We start from the raw sequence: 17,308 nt of genomic DNA on the forward strand, positions 1-17,308 counted from the left end.
CGTCTCTTATATAGCAGATGCACTAAACGGTCAATGGGTATATTCTAATATTCATTCTGCCGAACTGATGTAACACTTTACTGTTCGGTTCTTTGCCTGATACAGAGTGACCCCATATTTTCCCATCAGCGTCCGCTGTAGCAGTTCCGTGCTGTCTTTCGGGATAACCCAGGTATATTTCGTTCGGTTTTTTGAAAGACAGTTCACTTTCATCGAATAGAGTTCCTCTATTTTATCCGCCAAATCTCTTATCGTTGCATCCTTCAAAACAAAACTTTTTTCTCCCTCATTCAACGCTGAAGTATCTTCTTCTGTCTTCACAAACTGACTTCGGTACAACACCCAGTTCCCGGCAGGAACAAAAAAGAGTTGGGCTTTAAGGTAATATTTCTTCAGTAGTTGCTGAAAGACAAACCGTCTCGCCATCTTGAAATCATCCATGCTCTCTTGATTCCTATCGGTAAATTGCAGGTCGATAACACTGTTCGCAACACCGGTATCTTCAAACACAACTTCTTCCGGTCGAAATGTTCCCATCTTAGCAAGAGCCAAACGTACCGTTGCATGATCGAAATTGATTCCGGAAGGTGATACTTTACAGGAATTATAGCGAGGTTTCCCGACTGCTGAAATCTCCAGCGAATAACTTTTAGGCGCGGACACATGTCCCGGATATGCCATAACCATTTCATCTTTAAACACCTTATCCTCACTCATGGCTGGTTTGAGTAGTACGACAGGAAGCAGCAGAAAAACGACATTGTGCAATCCATGTAACACAAATCCCCACCAAAACCCCTGACGCACCCGCAAATAACCGATATTCAGTCCCGCAAAAATCTGCGGAAAAACAAAAATGGGAGATAAAACCAGGAATGTTAATGTCACCGTGTAATTCTGCAGATGATAGAATCCAAACAAGATGGTAGAGATATAAAAAACCCGTGCAAAATTTCGACGCCAAAATTTTCCGAGGAGCATATATATTCTTCGCTGAAAGACCAAATAAATCGCCAGCAGCAACAAACCGGCCACCACGACTATAATAGCAATCTGTTTCTCAGAAGCATGACTGTAAGACAGAATTAAGGTGCCGACAACCACCAATACGCCAATGAACGATAAAAGAAAATTTTTCTTCCCGGGCCGCAAGTGCGTTCTGAATGTCAATTCCTCCAGTAACGGAATGAAAACGGTTACCAGCAGACTCCACGTGAGTAAGCCATACCTCTGATGAGAAATCGGAATTTTGTGCACCTGAACATCTGGTGCAACAATGTGTCTCAAATGATCAACAGGCCAAACCAACGCAGCTGTGACAGCGATATCCACAATCAATACCACTGCAAAATTCACAAATTGCGTAGTAAAACGTTCCTCTTTATAGTTAAAGGTTGGATGTAACAGAAAATTCCAATAAGCCTTTAAAAAAGTTTCATTCCAATTCATTCATTTAATATTAGCTAAATCCTATTGCCACTCGCAGACAACAAAAACATGATTGAGAAAAAATGAGTTTTCTCTTCCTTATATTTCCTATAAAATAATCATTCGTCCCCTCCATTTTACTTTGCAGTATTCCAGGAGAGAACTTCAGTCCGCCAGTCTGACCAAGTTCCCCAATCCGCTTCGGGACGGAGCCGGGTGTGGGCGATAAAAACAGGTAAACTCACCCCAATGAGCAACCAAGTCCCCGGCGCGCTCTTCCGGCTTGCCGGAACAAGTAACTACGTCACAAATTTTCGTTTCCAGCTTAACAGGATGAGCATCTAAGTACGCAGAATTCCCTTCTATACCGACCATATGAGTAACTATGTTCCGAATATTCGCTTCTAACCCGACAGAATAAGTGACTATGTGTCGAATACTACCTTCTAACTATACAGAATTAGTAACTACGTTTAAGATATTCACTTCTAAGTCATCAGAATGTTTAACTACGTTTGATATATTGGCTTCCAACTTGTCGGAATGAGTAACTAACTCGCAAGTACTGGCTACTAACTCGTCGGTACGTCATTCTAATTTATTGGAATACGTAACTACGTTCGTGAGATTTCCTTCTAACTCGCCGGAATGAATAACTACGTCGCCGGCATGGGCTGCGAACTAGTCGGAACGGGTAACTAAATGCCCGGTACTTCCTGCGGAGTAAACCTAATGATTGTTACACTCACCAATCAGGCCTCCGGGGTATCGCTTTCGCCTGTTTCGGAACTGCTGCCGCCTTTGCTGCCCTGCATTTTTACCAGCTTGCTGAAAACGAAGAGGTCGCGCTTGGTTTTATTGTGCTTAAACAGTTGCTTGCCTATGGCACAAATATCCATGGCCTGCGCGTAAACAGCATTCAGTTCGGTAACCAGCTGCACCGTATCCAGTTTGGTACTTCCCTTCAGGCCTTCCTGGGTAATGTTGGCCTGGCTAAGGGTATCGGCATACCCCACAATCCGGGTTAAGCGATCGGCATTCACACCGTGGGCTTCCATATCGGTGCGCAGCTCTTCGGTGAGGTTGTTGCGGAAGGTGATGACTAAATCGATGGCCGGAGATTGACTGCTTTCGGCTTTTGCCCACAAATCGGTATAACCTAGCCACTTCAGCAAATCATCGCGACCACTGGGATCGGTTCGATAGCCTCTTCCAACCTGGGTTTTAACCATCACCAAATCATCACGGGCATCAACCAGCAACTGGTTCACTTGCGTGGTGGCACTTCGCAAATTCTTCCTGGTGTTGATACCGTGAACTGTAGTGAGTATCTGCTGAATATTTTCACGGAAGGAGGTGATAAATGGATCGGCCCACGATGGTTGTTCTGCTGTGAAGACTTCTTTTTCCTGTTCAAAATGGTCGGTCAGCGTTAGGGCGGCTACCAACATCGATAAATCACGGTAATTGAATTTTCGTCTCATGTTGTGCATTTTAAGGTTTGATACTTTTTTTTGAAAAAGAACCCGACCGACACCGCCATCTTAATATTGATGCGTGTCAGTCGTTCTTGTGTCTTTAAATTCTTTTTCCCTCAAAATACACTTGCTATTCGGAGCAAAAAGTGGAGTGGAGAACCCCTCAATATCTGTCTTGGTCTTCGTTGGTTAATACCCGGATTTTGAAAAAGGTTACCCCTCCTTATTGAAAAAAATAAATGAACTTCAGATTCTCATTGTTGACAAACCCTCGTTTTTGCTAGTAGTTTTTTCAATATCAAACACTTTCTTATGTTGATAAAGTTTGGAAAATCGCCATAAAAAAAAGAGGCCGCCAATAAATATTGACGACCTCCCGGTTTATTATCGGAAAGCGACTGCTTACAGTACGCTGTCTACATCGTAATAAGTAAGTCCGAATGCTTCGGCAACACCTTTGTATACTACTTTTCCGTCTACTACGTTCAGACCTTTCTTCAAAGAATTGTCTTCGCGGCAAGCTTGCTTCCATCCCTTCTCTGCCAAATCGATGGCGTGAGGCAACGTAGCGTTGGTCAATGCCAGCGTAGAAGTACGCGGTACAGCACCCGGCATGTTGGCTACTGAATAGTGAATCACATCGTCGATCACGAAAGTCGGATCATCGTGTGTTGTCGGACGGGTTGTCTCGATACAACCACCCTGGTCGATAGCTACGTCAACCAACACCGTGCCCGGCTTCATGGTTTTCAGCATGTCGCGGGTAATCAGGTTCGGAGCTTTTGCACCCGGAATCAATACCGCACCAACAATCAGGTCGTGATCTTCAACCATCTTACGGATGTTGAATTCGTTCGACATCATTGTCTTCACGTTAGCTGGCATGATATCGTCGAGGTAACGCATGCGCTTCAGGCTTACGTCCATAATGGTTACGTCGGCACCCAGGCCAGCAGCCATCTTAGCAGCTTCGGTACCTACAATACCACCACCAATGATCAACACTTTGGCAGGATGTACTCCGGGAACACCACCCAACAGCATTCCGCGTCCACCGTAGGTTTTTTCGAGGTACTTGGCACCTTCCTGAACCGACATACGTCCGGCTACTTCCGACATCGGAACCAGCAACGGCAGTGAACGGTCGGGCAACTCAACAGTTTCGTAAGCCAAACATACCGACTTGTTGCGAAGCATGGCGTTGGTCAACGCTTCAGAAGAAGCAAAGTGGAAGTAAGTGTAAAGCAACTGACCTTCGCGAATCAATTCGTACTCAGGCTCAATCGGCTCTTTTACCTTGATAATCATTTCGGCCTTGCCGTAAACATCCTCAATGGTTGGGAGCATTTGTGCACCGGCCGAAACATATTCCTCGTCGGTGAAACCACTTCCCATACCTGCTGTAGCCTGAATATATACTTCGTGACCACGCTTAGTCAACTCTGCAGCACCGGCAGGCGTTAACGCAACCCGGTTTTCGTTGTTTTTAATTTCCTTTGGAACTCCTATTATCATGACTAATTATTTTTTGGGTATGTTCCAAAAATAGAGGAAATAATCACACTCTAATATGACGAACCCCCATAATTTTCAACTATTCAGCTTAAATTAACATATCACTCGTATGACCAATTTAAAACTCAATTTTTTATGATTGTTTGATAGTTTTTCCAATATTAATATTACAATAATTAAACATTCAGCCCATTTGACTAACAGTTTATAATATTAACTTTGCCTCTTCCAACATGAAAGCTTAAGATTGCAGGATGCCTAAAATTTCACAACGCGGGGATTTATTACCCGAATCATCGATACGGAAGCTGGTACCTTACGCAGAGAAGGCCAGGGAGCAGGGGAAGAAGGTTATACAATTAAATATTGGTCAGCCCGATATCAAAACCCCGCCACATGCCATTGAGCGTATCCGGAATTTTAATTTCGAACTGATTCCTTACGGGCAGTCGTACGGAAACGATTCGTACCGGAAAAAACTGGCCCAATATTACCGTAACCGGAAAATCGATGTTGAATACACTGATATTCTGATTACCACCGGCGGTTCGGAAGCCATTTCATTCACCTTCATGATATGTTTCAACCCCGGCGACGAGATCATTATTCCCGAACCCTTTTATGCCAACTACCGCTCATATGCGGTGGGTACCGATGTGGTTATCAAACCCATCACATCACACATCGAAGACGGTTACCAGTTACCTTCCATTTCGGAATTTGAAAAGGTCATCACTCCCAAAACAAAAGGCATCTTCATTTGCAATCCCAACAACCCCACCGGTTATCTCTATTCCCGGGAGGAGTTGGAACAATTGCGCGAGTTGGTGCTCAAGCACGACCTTTACCTGATCTCCGACGAGGTTTACAAAGAGTTTGTATACGACGGATTTCAACATCACTCGGTCATGGAATTGCCTGATATCGAGGATCACGTTATCATGATTGACTCCGTATCGAAACGATTCAGCGCCTGCGGTATCCGGATAGGTTCGGTTGTTTCGCGTAACAAAGAGCTCATCGCATCGATACTGAAGTTGGGAATGGCCCGGCTTTGTCCGCCTATCCTTGGGCAGGAAGTGGCCGAAGCCGCTGTCGATAGCCCTCCCGAATATATGGAAGAGGTGTACAACGAATATCTTCGCCGACGAAATTACTTCATCAATGCCCTGAATGAAATTCCCGGTGTTTATTCACCCATGCCCCGCGGAGCTTTTTACTCCATGGTAAAGCTGCCGGTTAAGGATAGTGACCATTTCTGCCGCTGGTTGCTGGAAGATTTCGAGTACAACGGCTCCACCGTAATGCTGGCTCCGGCATCAGGCTTTTACAGCAGCGACGACAGCGGGAAAAACGAAGTGCGCGTAGCTTATGTCCTCAACGTGGAAGACCTGAAAGAGGCCGTTGCGTGCATTCGTGAGGCGCTGAAAGTTTATCCGCAGCGTACACCGCAAGCAGAAGGCTGATGTTCTATTCGGCTGATTCGGTAACCGGATGTTGGTAAAACTGACGGTAACTCAACCAACCGCCTAGTGCGAGAAGTATAACCAATGTCACCACAGAAGCATTCGGTCCGAAAGAGCCTCCGGTCATATTTTCACTACCGCGAAGCCAAATCAGGAAGATTCCGTGAGAACGTGGACTTCCGCTGACGGAAAATCCGAAAACCGGTCCCTGAACGAAGTTCCAAAGGAAGTGGAGTCCAATTGGTGCCCAAAGATTTCTTCCGCGAATGCGAAGCAAACCCAGAACAATACCTAAAAGGCTAACATTAACCAACGCGATGACGTTAAAATTTCGGTTGGCCATGTGCATCAGCGCAAACACCACTGCCGATAAAATCACTGCCAGATAGACAGGCATCTGCTTCGTGTAATAACCGAGCAGATACCCACGATACAAGAATTCCTGATACAGTGCCACAAAAAGGTAGTACAACAACAGATATGACAGGCTCTGCACGTGGAAATTGCCTTTCCCCAACCCTACCTGGTTCATCGACATAAGGATGAAGGTGACAACAACAATTACTCCGGCGCCCAGCAAACTACCGTAGCCGAATTGCTTTAAGTTGAAACGACTTTTCAGCATCTCTACCATCGGGCGCTTATCGATAAAGCGGACTAGCAATAAAATGGTCAGAAAAGCGGCCAGAAAAGTTATGATGGCCATTATCATCTGGTTGTGGGGAACTTCGGCGTACGAACGCGGCGAAAATCCGGTACCTTCAATTTCTCCGCGCAGGAAGTAATACAATCCGGTAAGTCCCAGGAGCACTGCTACAAATACTACATGCAACAGGACAGTCCTGAGGAGAACAAGTAAGACTTTTTTCATCGGTTGGTTAGTTAGTTTGCCGATTTAACGGCCGGTTTTCCGGTTAGTGTAAAAAAAGAGAACCTGCCTTCAGGCTCTCTTTATATTTCGGTTATAGTTGTTTGTCTAAAATTTAATTTGCCATCTCACTCATGAATTTTATCCGAACCAGCCGGACTTCTTCTTCGCTATACTCCTCGCCCAGTTCAGCCATCGCTTCTTCCAATGAATCACTTTCGGCATCTTCCCTGAAGTACGCAAAAATATCATCTACCTGGTCATCATCGAGTACGTCGTGTAAATAGTAGTCGATGTTCAACTTCGTACCCGAATTCACGATGGCTTCTATCTCGCTCAGCAACGCGTCCATATCCTGATCTTTCGAGGAAGCTATTTCGTCAAATGGAATCTTCCGGTCGATACTCTGGATAATGAATACCTTATTCTTCGATTTATTGGCTACCGACCGGTACACCATATCCTGCGCCCGCTCAATGCCTTTTTCTTCCACATATTTGGCAATCAACTCCACAAATTCCTTCCCGTAGCGCTTTGCTTTTCCCTGCCCAACGCCGGCAATTCCCTGAAGTTCATCCAATTTTGTCGGATACTGAATGGACATATCGGAAAGTGACGGATCCTGGAAGAGCACAAACGGCGGCAAATTGAGTTTCTGCGCCATTTTCTTACGTAGCTCTTTCAACATTTTGAACAGTTCCGGATCGCCGGCCGATGCACCCTGTGGTGGTGCGGGTTCCTCATCCGCTGCTTCGTAATCGTGATTCTTGACCACCAAAAACGATTGCGGATTTTTCACAAAATCACGGCCCTCATCTGTCAGTTTCAGGACACCGTAATTCTCAATATCCTTCCGGAGAAAACCAGCTATAATACACTGACGGAATACGGCATTCCACAATCGCACGTCGTATTCTTTCCCCGAACCGAAAATTGACATTTCGTGGTGACGAAAAGATTTTACAGCTGCGGTATCGTTCCCAATCAGAATATTAACAATGTGTTCGCCCTTGAACTGTTCTTTCACCTCCTCAACCGCATTCAAGGCCAGAACCACCATTTCTTTTCCTTCAATCTGCTCTTTCGGATTCATGCAGTTGTCGCAGGCACCACAGTTTTCGGTTTCATAATGTTCGCCGAAATAATGCAACAGGATGGTCCGGCGGCACAAAGCACTTTCGGCGTAAGCCACAGTGTCGAGTAACAGCTGTTGACCAATTTCCTGTTCGGCGACGGGTTTACCCTGCATAAACTTCTCCAGCTTCTGGATATCCTTGTAACTGTAGAACGTAATGCAATGCCCTTCACCACCATCGCGTCCGGCACGACCGGTTTCCTGGTAGTAACCTTCCAAAGATTTAGGAATATCGAAATGAATGACAAACCGTACATCCGGCTTGTCGATTCCCATTCCAAAAGCGATGGTTGCCACAATGACATCTGCCTCTTCCATCAGGAACTTATCCTGATTTCCCGAACGGGTAGCCGAATCCATACCAGCATGGTAAGGAAGTGCCCTGATGCCATTCACCTGAAGTGTGGCAGCCAGCTCCTCTACCTTTTTCCGGCTGAGACAATATATAATACCCGATTTGCCGGGATTTCCCTTGATATACTTAATGATTTGCTCAACAGGCTTCGTTTTCGACCGGACTTCGTAAAAAAGATTCGCCCGGTTAAACGACGACTTGAAGACCTTCGCATCGAGCATCCCTAAATTCTTCTGAATATCGTGCTGCACCTTCGGGGTAGCCGTCGCAGTAAGCGCAATAATCGGTGCATGCCCAATCTCGTTAACGATGGGCCGTATCCGACGATACTCCGGACGGAAATCATGTCCCCACTCCGAAATACAGTGCGCTTCATCAATGGCGTAAAACGAAATATTGACGTTTTTCAGAAACTCAATGTTTTCCTCTTTGGTCAGCGATTCAGGGGCTACATACAGTAGTTTGGTCCGCTGTGCCAACACATCGTCCTTTACCTTTTGAATAGCAGTTTTAGTCAGGGATGAGTTGAGAAAGTGGGCCGATCCTTCTTCCGTACTAAAACTGCGGATGGCATCCACCTGGTTTTTCATTAATGCGATTAGGGGGGATATGACAATGGCTGTTCCTTCCTGCAACAAGGCTGGTAACTGGTAACACAACGACTTTCCACCGCCGGTGGGCATCAATACAAACGTGTCGTTACCATCCAGCACACTCTCAATAATCTCCTCCTGCTGCCCTTTAAACCGGTCGAAACCGAAAAATTTCTGTAATTGGGCAGAAAGAGAAACACCTTTATTCATAATCTAATCTCCTTTATCTCTTGAGGCCGCTCCGACATGGCCTCCACTAAGATATCTAAATAATATTAGTAGTACAAATTCGCTCCAGCCAGCAGAAGTTCAGGCAAAAACGGTTTTCGATTTCAGCACCCAAACCTTAAAAAAAAGGCCAAAGATTGTATATTTGTCTGGAATTTTATGGAGCAACATTCTCCAAATTAAACCCAAACATGCTAATTTGAATCTGATGGCTGAACAGGAAAAATTACCTGGCGGAAAATCAACGAACGAAAATAGGAAAAAAAAGGATGAGGAGATGTCTTTCCTTGAACATCTGGAAGTTTTAAGGTGGCATTTGGTTCGTGCGGTGGTTGCCGTGGTGATTTTTGCTATCCTGGCTTTCGCCAATTACCACTTCATTTTCGATACGTTGATATTGAAGCCCAAGACACCGGAATTCGCTACCAACCAGTTTTTCAACTGGATTTCGCAGGTGCTGAACATTCCGGCTTTGGCCATTAATGACAAGCCGCTACAGATTATCAATATTAATATGGCCGGACAGTTTGCCACACACATCAAGATTTCGTTGTTGGGTGGTGTTATCCTTGGATTTCCTTATTTGTTCTGGGAATTCTGGCGCTTTATCAAACCGGCCCTGTACGAGAAAGAACAAAAATATGCCACCGGAGCCGTGGTCTATAGTTCGCTTCTTTTTATTCTGGGTATCCTGTTTGGTTATTACCTGATTGTACCGCTTTCGGTCAACTTTCTTGGCTCATACGATATTAGTGACCAAATTACCAACCAAATTAACCTGAGCAGCTACATCAGCACGGTCAGTTCCATCGTGCTGGCCGGAGGGATTGTTTTTGAGCTCCCCGTAGCTATCTACTTCTTAAGTAAAGTAGGTCTGGTTACACCCGCTTTCATGAGGAGATACCGGAGGCATGCATACGTTGTGCTCTTGCTTCTTTCGGCCATCATCACACCGCCGGACGTATTCAGCCAGATAATGGTTTGTTTTCCACTGGTTTTCCTGTATGAAATCGGAATTGTTATTTCGAAACGTGTGGCGAAGAAACGCGAAGAAGATTTGCTCGAGGCGTAAGGTGTCCCCGTCTGTTCATTATTTTTATCTTTGCAATTCAATCCATTGAATTATGAAGCTTAGGGCTGAAAATATTATAAAAAAATACCGGAAACGCACCGTAGTAAAAGGGGTGTCGATTGATGTGAAGCAGGGAGAAATTGTTGGACTGCTGGGACCAAACGGTGCCGGAAAAACCACTTCATTTTACATGATTGTCGGACTGATTCGTGCCAATGGCGGCCGTATCTTCCTCGATGAAAAAGACATTACTTCGTATCCGGTGTACCGAAGAGCCCAGTTGGGCATTGGTTACCTGGCCCAGGAAGCTTCTGTTTTCCGTCAGCTAAGCGTGGAAGACAATATCAAGGCGGTACTGGAAATGACCAAGTTTTCGACAGAGTACCAAAAAGAAAAGCTGGAATCGCTGCTGGATGAATTTGGTTTGCAACGTATCCGGAAAAGTAAAGGTATTCAGCTCTCAGGAGGCGAACGTCGTCGGACCGAAATTGCCCGGGCACTGGCTATCAATCCTGCATTCATCCTGTTGGATGAACCGTTTGCGGGAGTCGACCCCATCGCGGTAGAAGATATTCAGCAAATTGTTTACCGACTGAAAGACAAAAATATCGGTATCCTTATTACCGACCACAACGTACACGAAACCCTCTCCATCACCGACCGATCGTACCTGTTGTTCGACGGAAACATTCTGAAAAGCGGAACAGCAGAAGAACTGGCAGCCGACGAAGATGTGCGAAGGGTTTATCTCGGAAAAAACTTCGAACTGCGGAAAGGCAAACGGGAAAATACGCCAGAGTAGATGCTCATTCCCGTCATTCCAAAGTGCTTAATTAATTGCTCACAATTTAGTTGTTTTAAAAAATAACACTATATTTGCACCGCCAAAAAAAAGCGGACGTGGCGTAATTGGTAGCCGCGCCAGACTTAGGATCTGGTGCCGTAAGGCGTGTGGGTTCGAGTCCCTCCGTCCGCACCATTACCTTAACCGCCTTCGCTTCCGGGTGCCGGATTGCCGAGGCGGTTTTTTAAATGGATGTTTTTAGCAGGAAGGGACGCTCGACGAACTCTTCCCTCAGGCATTTTAAATCACTCAAGAAAAACGTTATGAACATCACCAGAGAGAACATCGATGATTTGAATGCCGTTGTCAGGCTGACCGTTGAAAAAAACGATTATGAGGCAACGGTGAACGAAACACTGAAAGATTACCGTAAGAAAGCTAATATGCCTGGCTTCCGGAAAGGGAAGGTTCCTGCTGGGCTGATTAAAAAAATGTACGGAAAGTCGCTGCTGGCCGAGGAAGTAAACAAGATTCTCAGCCGCGAGCTCATGAAATATATCAGCGAAGAAAAACTGGATATTTTGGGCGAACCGCTTCCGAACGAAGAAAAGCAGCCGGCGATTGACTGGGATAATGACGAAAATTTCGAATTTGTTTTCGATATCGCTATGTCACCGGAAATCAACGTTACCCTCGATAAGCGTCGTAAACTCCCTTACTATGTCATCAAGGTTGATGAAGATTTGATTGACAAACAGGTAGAAAGTTACACCAACCGTTTCGGAACCAACGAGCCGGCTGAGGAGGTAGGCGAAAAAGAAACCGTACGCGGTGATTTCGCTGAGCTGGACGCTGACGGAAACGTAAAAGAAGGTGGTATCGAAGCCAACGATGTTTTGGTTTCTATCGACCTCATCAAAGACGAGGATATCAAGAAAAAATTCCTGGGTGCCAAAGTAGGCGACGTGATTCGTTTCGATCCGAAAGCAGCTTTCCAGAACGACCACGAAGTAGGTCACATGCTGAACCTCGATCACGATGCTTCGCACGAACTGGATGCTGAATTCAACTATACCATCAACGTGATTAACACTTTCATTCCGGCTGAAGTGAATGAAGAACTGGTCACCAAAATCTTTGGTGAAGATTCTGAAGTGAAGACCGTTGAAGATATGCGCAACAATATCGCTAAAGACTTGAAGGAAAACCTGAAGTACTCAAGCGACTACCGCTTCCTGGTTGATGCCAAGGAAACACTGACCAAAGGTGCCAAAATCGAGTTGCCGGAAGCTTTCCTGAAGCGCTGGTTGGTAGCTACCAACGAAAATCTGACGGCCGATCAGATTGATACTGATTTCGAAAATTTCCGTACCGATCTCGAATGGCAGTTGATAAAAAACAAGCTTGGCAAAGAGAGCGAACTGAAAGTGGAAGAAGCTGAAATTCTTGACATGGCCCGCGAAATGGCACTCATGCAGTTCCGTCAGTATGGTATGATGAACGTACCGGATGAGCACCTCGACCAGTTTGCCAACTCGATTCTTCAGAACGAAGAAGAGCGTCGCAGAATGGTAGAGAAAAAGCTGGAAGACAAAATTCTGGAAGTCATCAAAGAGAAAGTAAACATCGAAGAAAAAGAGGTGACCCAGGAAGAGTTCGACAAGCTCTTTGAAAAATAAACAGGGCAACCGCCTTTAATACCATATTTTTATAACTTTGTGGAGCGGACTATCTTCCGTGCGGTTAATGCACAGACGATTGTCCGGTATCACAAAGTTTTTTTATTTAAATCAACCAAGTATGAATTCAAATAGTGACGAGTTTCGTAAATATGCGACCAAACACATGGGGATCAGCAGTCTGACCCTCGATCGCTATAATTCTGTTTACGCCAATTATATTTCCCCGACCATTATTGAGGAACGTCAGATGAACGTTGCCTCGATGGACGTGTTCTCCCGTCTCATGATGGACCGCATTATCTTCCTCGGCGTTCCGATTGATGATTATGTAGCCAATATCATCCAGGCGCAGTTGCTGTTCCTCGAATCATCCGATCCGGGAAAAGACATCCAGATTTATTTCAATTCTCCTGGAGGTTCGGTTCACGCCGGTTTGGGAATTTACGATACGATGCAATACATCGGATGTGATGTAGCAACGATCTGTACCGGTATGGCAGCATCGATGGCAGCTGTGTTAATGACTGCCGGAGCTGATGGAAAACGTTCAGCACTACCCCACTCCCGAATCATGATTCACCAACCCATGGGTGGTGCTCAGGGACAGGCTTCTGATATTGAAATCACGGCTCGTGAAATCATGAAACTGAAGAAAGAGCTGTACGAGATCATTGCCAAACACAGTAATCAACCTTTTGATAAAGTTGAACAGGATTCAGATCGCGACTACTGGATGACCGCTCAGGAAGCCAAAGATTATGGCATGATTGACGACATCCTGATAAGAGGAAAAGAGAAGAAGTAACGTAAAAAGATTTCTTGAATAAGATAAAGGGGTGAAGAGCCAATGGCTTTTCAGCTCTTTTTTCGATAAAACAGCATATGGATAGATGTTCATTTTGTGGTAGAGAGAAGAAAGATGTCAATCTTTTGATTGCCGGTATGGAAGGTCACATCTGTGACAACTGTATCGAGCAGGCTCATGCCATTATTGAAGAAGAATTCAAAAAGAGCGACGGATTCGACCTGACCGGTATTGAGTTGAAAAAGCCCAAGGAGATCAAGGAATTTCTCGACCAGTACGTCATCGGGCAGGACGATGCCAAGAAAATACTTTCGGTAGCTGTTTACAACCACTATAAACGGTTGAACCAGAAGGTAGAGGATGACGGAACCGAAATTGAAAAATCGAACATCATCCTGGTGGGTCCTACCGGGACGGGTAAAACATTGCTGGCCAAAACCATTGCGCGGATGCTGCATGTTCCGTTCACGATAGTGGATGCAACGGTATTGACCGAAGCCGGCTATGTAGGCGAAGACATCGAAAGTCTTCTCACCCGTTTGCTTCAGGCTGCCGATTATAACATCGAAGCGGCTGAGCGTGGCATCGTTTTCGTTGACGAGATTGACAAGATTGCCCGCAAAGGCGATAACCCTTCGATTACCCGTGACGTTTCGGGTGAAGGAGTTCAGCAAGGTCTACTGAAATTGCTCGAAGGTTCGGTAGTAAACGTTCCGCCGCAAGGTGGCCGTAAACACCCCGAGCAAAAGATGATTCCGGTGGACACCAAGAATATTCTGTTCATCTGCGGAGGAGCATTCGAAGGCATCGATCGGAAAATCGGTCAGCGACTGAATACCAAAGTGGTGGGTTATAATGCCAGCAAGGATACAGCCCAAATCGACCGCGAGAACCTGCTGCAATATGTATCGCCGCAGGATTTACGTTCGTACGGACTGATTCCGGAAATCATCGGCCGTCTGCCCGTACTTACTTATCTGAATCCATTGGATCGCGATGCGTTGCGCCGTATTCTTATCGAGCCCAAAAATTCTATCATTAAGCAATACGTTAAATTGTTTGAGATGGATAATATCAAACTCGAATTTGCTGACGAAACGCTCGATTTCATCGTCGACAAAGCCATCGAGTTTAAATTGGGTGCCCGCGGTTTGCGTTCCATCTGCGAGACAATCATGATTGATGCCATGTTTGACATGCCATCGACTGACGAAGGTGAAACCGAAGTGTTGATTGGCAAAGAATACGCCAGTGAAAAAATTGAGCGACTGGGTGCCAGCCGTCTCAAAGCAAGCTGACAATTTTTGAAAACATCATAAAGAAAGGGTGCCCGTTCTCCGGACACCCTTTTCTTTTACTATTCGGGTAGTGCATCATCCGTGATGAATTTATCCGGAATTTCCTTTTGTGCTTTCGCGCCAAGCACCCTGATTTTTTCTGCTGTACGAACCAGGTTTCCGCGCCCTGTATGTAGTTTGTTCATGGCCTTGTCGTAATTGTCGCGGGCACTGTCAAGTCCCTTACCTATTTTTTCCAAATCAGCAATGAAGTTGACGAACTTATCGTACAAGGCTCCACTCTGCTGGGCAATTTCCAATGCATTCCGCGTTTGGTTCTCCTGCCGCCAGATGGAAGCAATGGTCCGCAATGAAGCAAGTAACGTTGACGGACTTACTATCACGACTTTGTTGTCCCAGGCATAGCCAAACAAATCCTGATCCTGCTGAACAGCAATACTAAATGATGATTCGATCGGCAAAAAGAGCAGTACAAAATCCGGTGCATTCAGATTCTTCGCTGAAGGATAATGCTTTTCACTCAGCGTTTTTACATGCGAGCGCAACGACAGCAAATGCTCTTTCATCGCTTTTTCGCGTTCCTCATCAGTTGTCGCATTGACGAGCCGTTCGTAGGCAACGAGCGAAACCTTCGAGTCGATAATCAAGTGCTTCTTATCAGGAAGATGGACAATCACGTCGGGACGGATGGTTTTCCCTTCCATGTTCGTGTCGACTACTTCACGCTCGAACTCCTGTCCCTCCGTCAGGCCCGATCTTTCAAGAACACGCTCCAACACAATCTCGCCCCAGTTTCCCTGTTTCTTCACATCGCCTTTCAGCGCCTGAGTTAGGTTTTGTGCATCCGTGGAAATCTTTAGGTTCAAATCCTGCAGCTTTTTCAATTCGGCTTTCAGGTCGGTCTGGTCTTTCAATCCTTTCTCGTAAGTGTCTTCCACTTTCTTCTCGAATAGCTGAATTTTCTCTTTCAACGGATTGAGAATGTCCGAGATATTCTTCTGGTTAACCGTCGTAAATTCCTTCGAGTTCTCTTTCAGAATCTTGCCGGCAATATTTTCAAATTCGGTGGTGAATTTCTTTTGCAGTTGCTCCAGTTCCTTGGCCTGATTTTCCAACCGCTCCTGCATGTTCCGCAAATCGGTTTGTGCTTCCGCCAGGTTCCGGTTCAATATTTCGTTTTTGTCTCTTTCTGCATTCAATACCTTTTTCGATTCTTCCAAATCGAGCTTCAGTGAATTGGTTTGCTGTTCCGCGAGCGATTTTTCCTTATCAGCGAAAGCCAGTTGGGTCATAAACTCTTGCTCGGCTTTGGCCAGATTTTGTGCACCGGTTACTTCGGCAGCTTTCGACATGCCACGTTGAATAAGCCAGCCAATGGCCACACCGACAGCAACTCCGATAACTAAAAAAACAATTTCCATCTTGCGTTGAGATTTCAGGTTTGCTTAAAGGTATAAAAAAAGCGCACGCATCGTTTCAACCGATGGTGCGCTGTGTATTTCGTTTCACTTATTTTTAGGGCATCCGGTAAATAATGGAATTGATAATCATACCGGCTCCAACCGAGGTGAGCACGATGTTGTCACCTGAATTGAAAGCATGATCTTCCATTTTTCCCTTGCTGATTAAATCGTACAGCGTGGGAACCGTTGCCGACGATGAGTTACCGAATTTCCGGATGGTCATCGGCATCAAATCTTTCGGAAAACTGCGCTTGCCATAGAGCTTAAACAAACGTCCGAGAATGGCATCGTCCATTTTTTCGTTGGCCTGATGAATCAGCACTTTGCTCACATCTTCCAAACCAAGACCCGCATCTTCCAAACTTTGTTTTACCACACCAGGAACAACGGATAAAGCATAAACATACACTTTGTTTCCCATCATCCGGATGTACAGTTCGTTGCCTTCGAAAGCCGGATTAACCGATTCGGCCATCTTCAGCCACTCTCCGCCATCAATTGCATCGGCGCGACTGGCGTGTGAAATAATGCCTACCGGGACATCGCTTTCGCGGGCTTCAACAATCACCGCTCCGGCACCATCCGAAAAAATCATCGAATCCCTATCATGCGGATCGCGTACGCGGGAATTCACATCCGAACCGATAACGAGGCCGCGCTTGAAAGTGCCACTCTTAATATATGCATTCGCAACAATCATAGCAGTTGTCCATCCCGGACAACCAGCTACTACATCATGACACATACACGACGGATTCTTGATGTTCAGTATCCTTTTCACGCGCGTAGAAATGGGTGGCATGATGTCGGTACGCGGATTATTGATATCCATGTCGCCAAAGTTGTTGGCCACAATCAGGAAATCAAATGATTCGGCATCGTAACCGGATGATTCGATAGCATCTTTCGCAGCGAAAGCAGCCAGATCGCTTGTTTTATGCTCCGGATTGGCATAACGGCGCTCTTCGATATTGGTGATTTCGTTGAATTTTTGAATGATCTCGGCATTAGCCCGCTCAAACTTCTCTCCGGTTGCCGGGTCATGAAATTCCCAATCGAGGAAATGGTCGTTCGGTATTACTACTGGAGGAATATACGAACCACTACCGACAATAACGGTATAAAGCTTTTTATCCAT

The 17,308-nt window shown here is 45.6% G+C and carries 13 protein-coding genes and 1 tRNA gene; 7 read left to right on the forward strand and 7 right to left on the reverse strand.

The features are described from left to right. Positions 1–51: 51 nt before the first annotated feature. The 3 genes from GJU87_RS16365 to ald all read right to left on the reverse strand — a co-directional run bounded on the left by GJU87_RS16365 (position 52) and on the right by ald (position 4,421). A complete protein-coding gene (locus tag GJU87_RS16365) occupies positions 52–1,449 on the reverse strand; it encodes a CPBP family intramembrane glutamic endopeptidase (RefSeq protein WP_153640469.1) in 1,398 nt (465 codons plus the stop codon). A gap of 731 nt (positions 1,450–2,180) precedes the next feature. Continuing rightward, on the reverse strand, positions 2,181–2,912 hold the full coding sequence (locus GJU87_RS16370; protein WP_153640470.1) for a hypothetical protein: 732 nt from the start codon (positions 2,910–2,912) through the stop codon (positions 2,181–2,183). A gap of 396 nt (positions 2,913–3,308) precedes the next feature. Continuing rightward, a complete protein-coding gene (ald, locus tag GJU87_RS16375; protein ID WP_153640471.1) occupies positions 3,309–4,421 on the reverse strand; it encodes an alanine dehydrogenase in 1,113 nt (370 codons plus the stop codon). 254 nt (positions 4,422–4,675) lie between these two features. Here ald and GJU87_RS16380 point away from each other — a divergent pair, with 254 nt between their 5' ends. Beyond that, complete coding sequence (locus tag GJU87_RS16380) at positions 4,676–5,887, forward strand: pyridoxal phosphate-dependent aminotransferase (protein ID WP_153640472.1); 1,212 nt, start codon at positions 4,676–4,678, stop codon at positions 5,885–5,887. A 4-nt stretch (positions 5,888–5,891) separates the two neighbouring features. Here the strand turns inward: GJU87_RS16380 and GJU87_RS16385 are convergent, their stop codons facing one another. Next, positions 5,892–6,758 carry a CPBP family intramembrane glutamic endopeptidase gene (locus GJU87_RS16385; protein ID WP_153640473.1) on the reverse strand — a complete coding sequence of 289 codons (867 nt, stop codon included), beginning with the start codon at positions 6,756–6,758 and terminating at the stop codon, positions 5,892–5,894. 112 nt (positions 6,759–6,870) lie between these two features. After that, complete coding sequence (recQ, locus tag GJU87_RS16390) at positions 6,871–9,048, reverse strand: DNA helicase RecQ (protein WP_153640474.1); 2,178 nt, start codon at positions 9,046–9,048, stop codon at positions 6,871–6,873. 226 nt (positions 9,049–9,274) lie between these two features. On the opposite strand from recQ, the gene tatC reads away from it, so the two are divergent. The 6 genes from tatC to clpX all read left to right on the forward strand — a co-directional run bounded on the left by tatC (position 9,275) and on the right by clpX (position 14,707). Continuing rightward, a complete protein-coding gene (gene tatC / locus GJU87_RS16395) occupies positions 9,275–10,138 on the forward strand; it encodes a twin-arginine translocase subunit TatC (protein ID WP_153640475.1) in 864 nt (287 codons plus the stop codon). Positions 10,139–10,190: 52 nt separating this feature from the next. Next, complete coding sequence (gene lptB / locus GJU87_RS16400; RefSeq protein WP_153640476.1) at positions 10,191–10,940, forward strand: LPS export ABC transporter ATP-binding protein; 750 nt, start codon at positions 10,191–10,193, stop codon at positions 10,938–10,940. A gap of 92 nt (positions 10,941–11,032) precedes the next feature. Further along, positions 11,033–11,117, forward strand: a tRNA-Leu gene (locus GJU87_RS16405). 128 nt (positions 11,118–11,245) lie between these two features. Then, complete coding sequence (gene tig / locus GJU87_RS16410; protein WP_153640477.1) at positions 11,246–12,601, forward strand: trigger factor; 1,356 nt, start codon at positions 11,246–11,248, stop codon at positions 12,599–12,601. A 121-nt stretch (positions 12,602–12,722) separates the two neighbouring features. After that, entirely contained in the window at positions 12,723–13,409 is a 687-nt protein-coding gene (gene clpP, locus GJU87_RS16415) for an ATP-dependent Clp endopeptidase proteolytic subunit ClpP (RefSeq protein ID WP_153640478.1), read from the forward strand. A gap of 77 nt (positions 13,410–13,486) precedes the next feature. Continuing rightward, complete coding sequence (gene clpX / locus GJU87_RS16420; protein ID WP_153640479.1) at positions 13,487–14,707, forward strand: ATP-dependent Clp protease ATP-binding subunit ClpX; 1,221 nt, start codon at positions 13,487–13,489, stop codon at positions 14,705–14,707. Positions 14,708–14,766: 59 nt separating this feature from the next. Here clpX and rmuC read toward each other — a convergent pair whose 3' ends face one another. Continuing rightward, entirely contained in the window at positions 14,767–16,128 is a 1,362-nt protein-coding gene (gene rmuC, locus GJU87_RS16425) for a DNA recombination protein RmuC (protein WP_153640480.1), read from the reverse strand. A 94-nt stretch (positions 16,129–16,222) separates the two neighbouring features. Next, the gene (locus GJU87_RS16430) at positions 16,223–17,308 is read right to left on the reverse strand and encodes a 3-oxoacyl-ACP synthase III family protein (protein ID WP_153640481.1); all 1,086 of its coding nucleotides are present in this window, start codon (positions 17,306–17,308) and stop codon (positions 16,223–16,225) included.

Origin of the sequence: Prolixibacter sp. NT017 (genome assembly GCF_009617875.1) — a bacterium.
Lineage (GTDB): Bacteria > Bacteroidota > Bacteroidia > Bacteroidales > Prolixibacteraceae > Prolixibacter.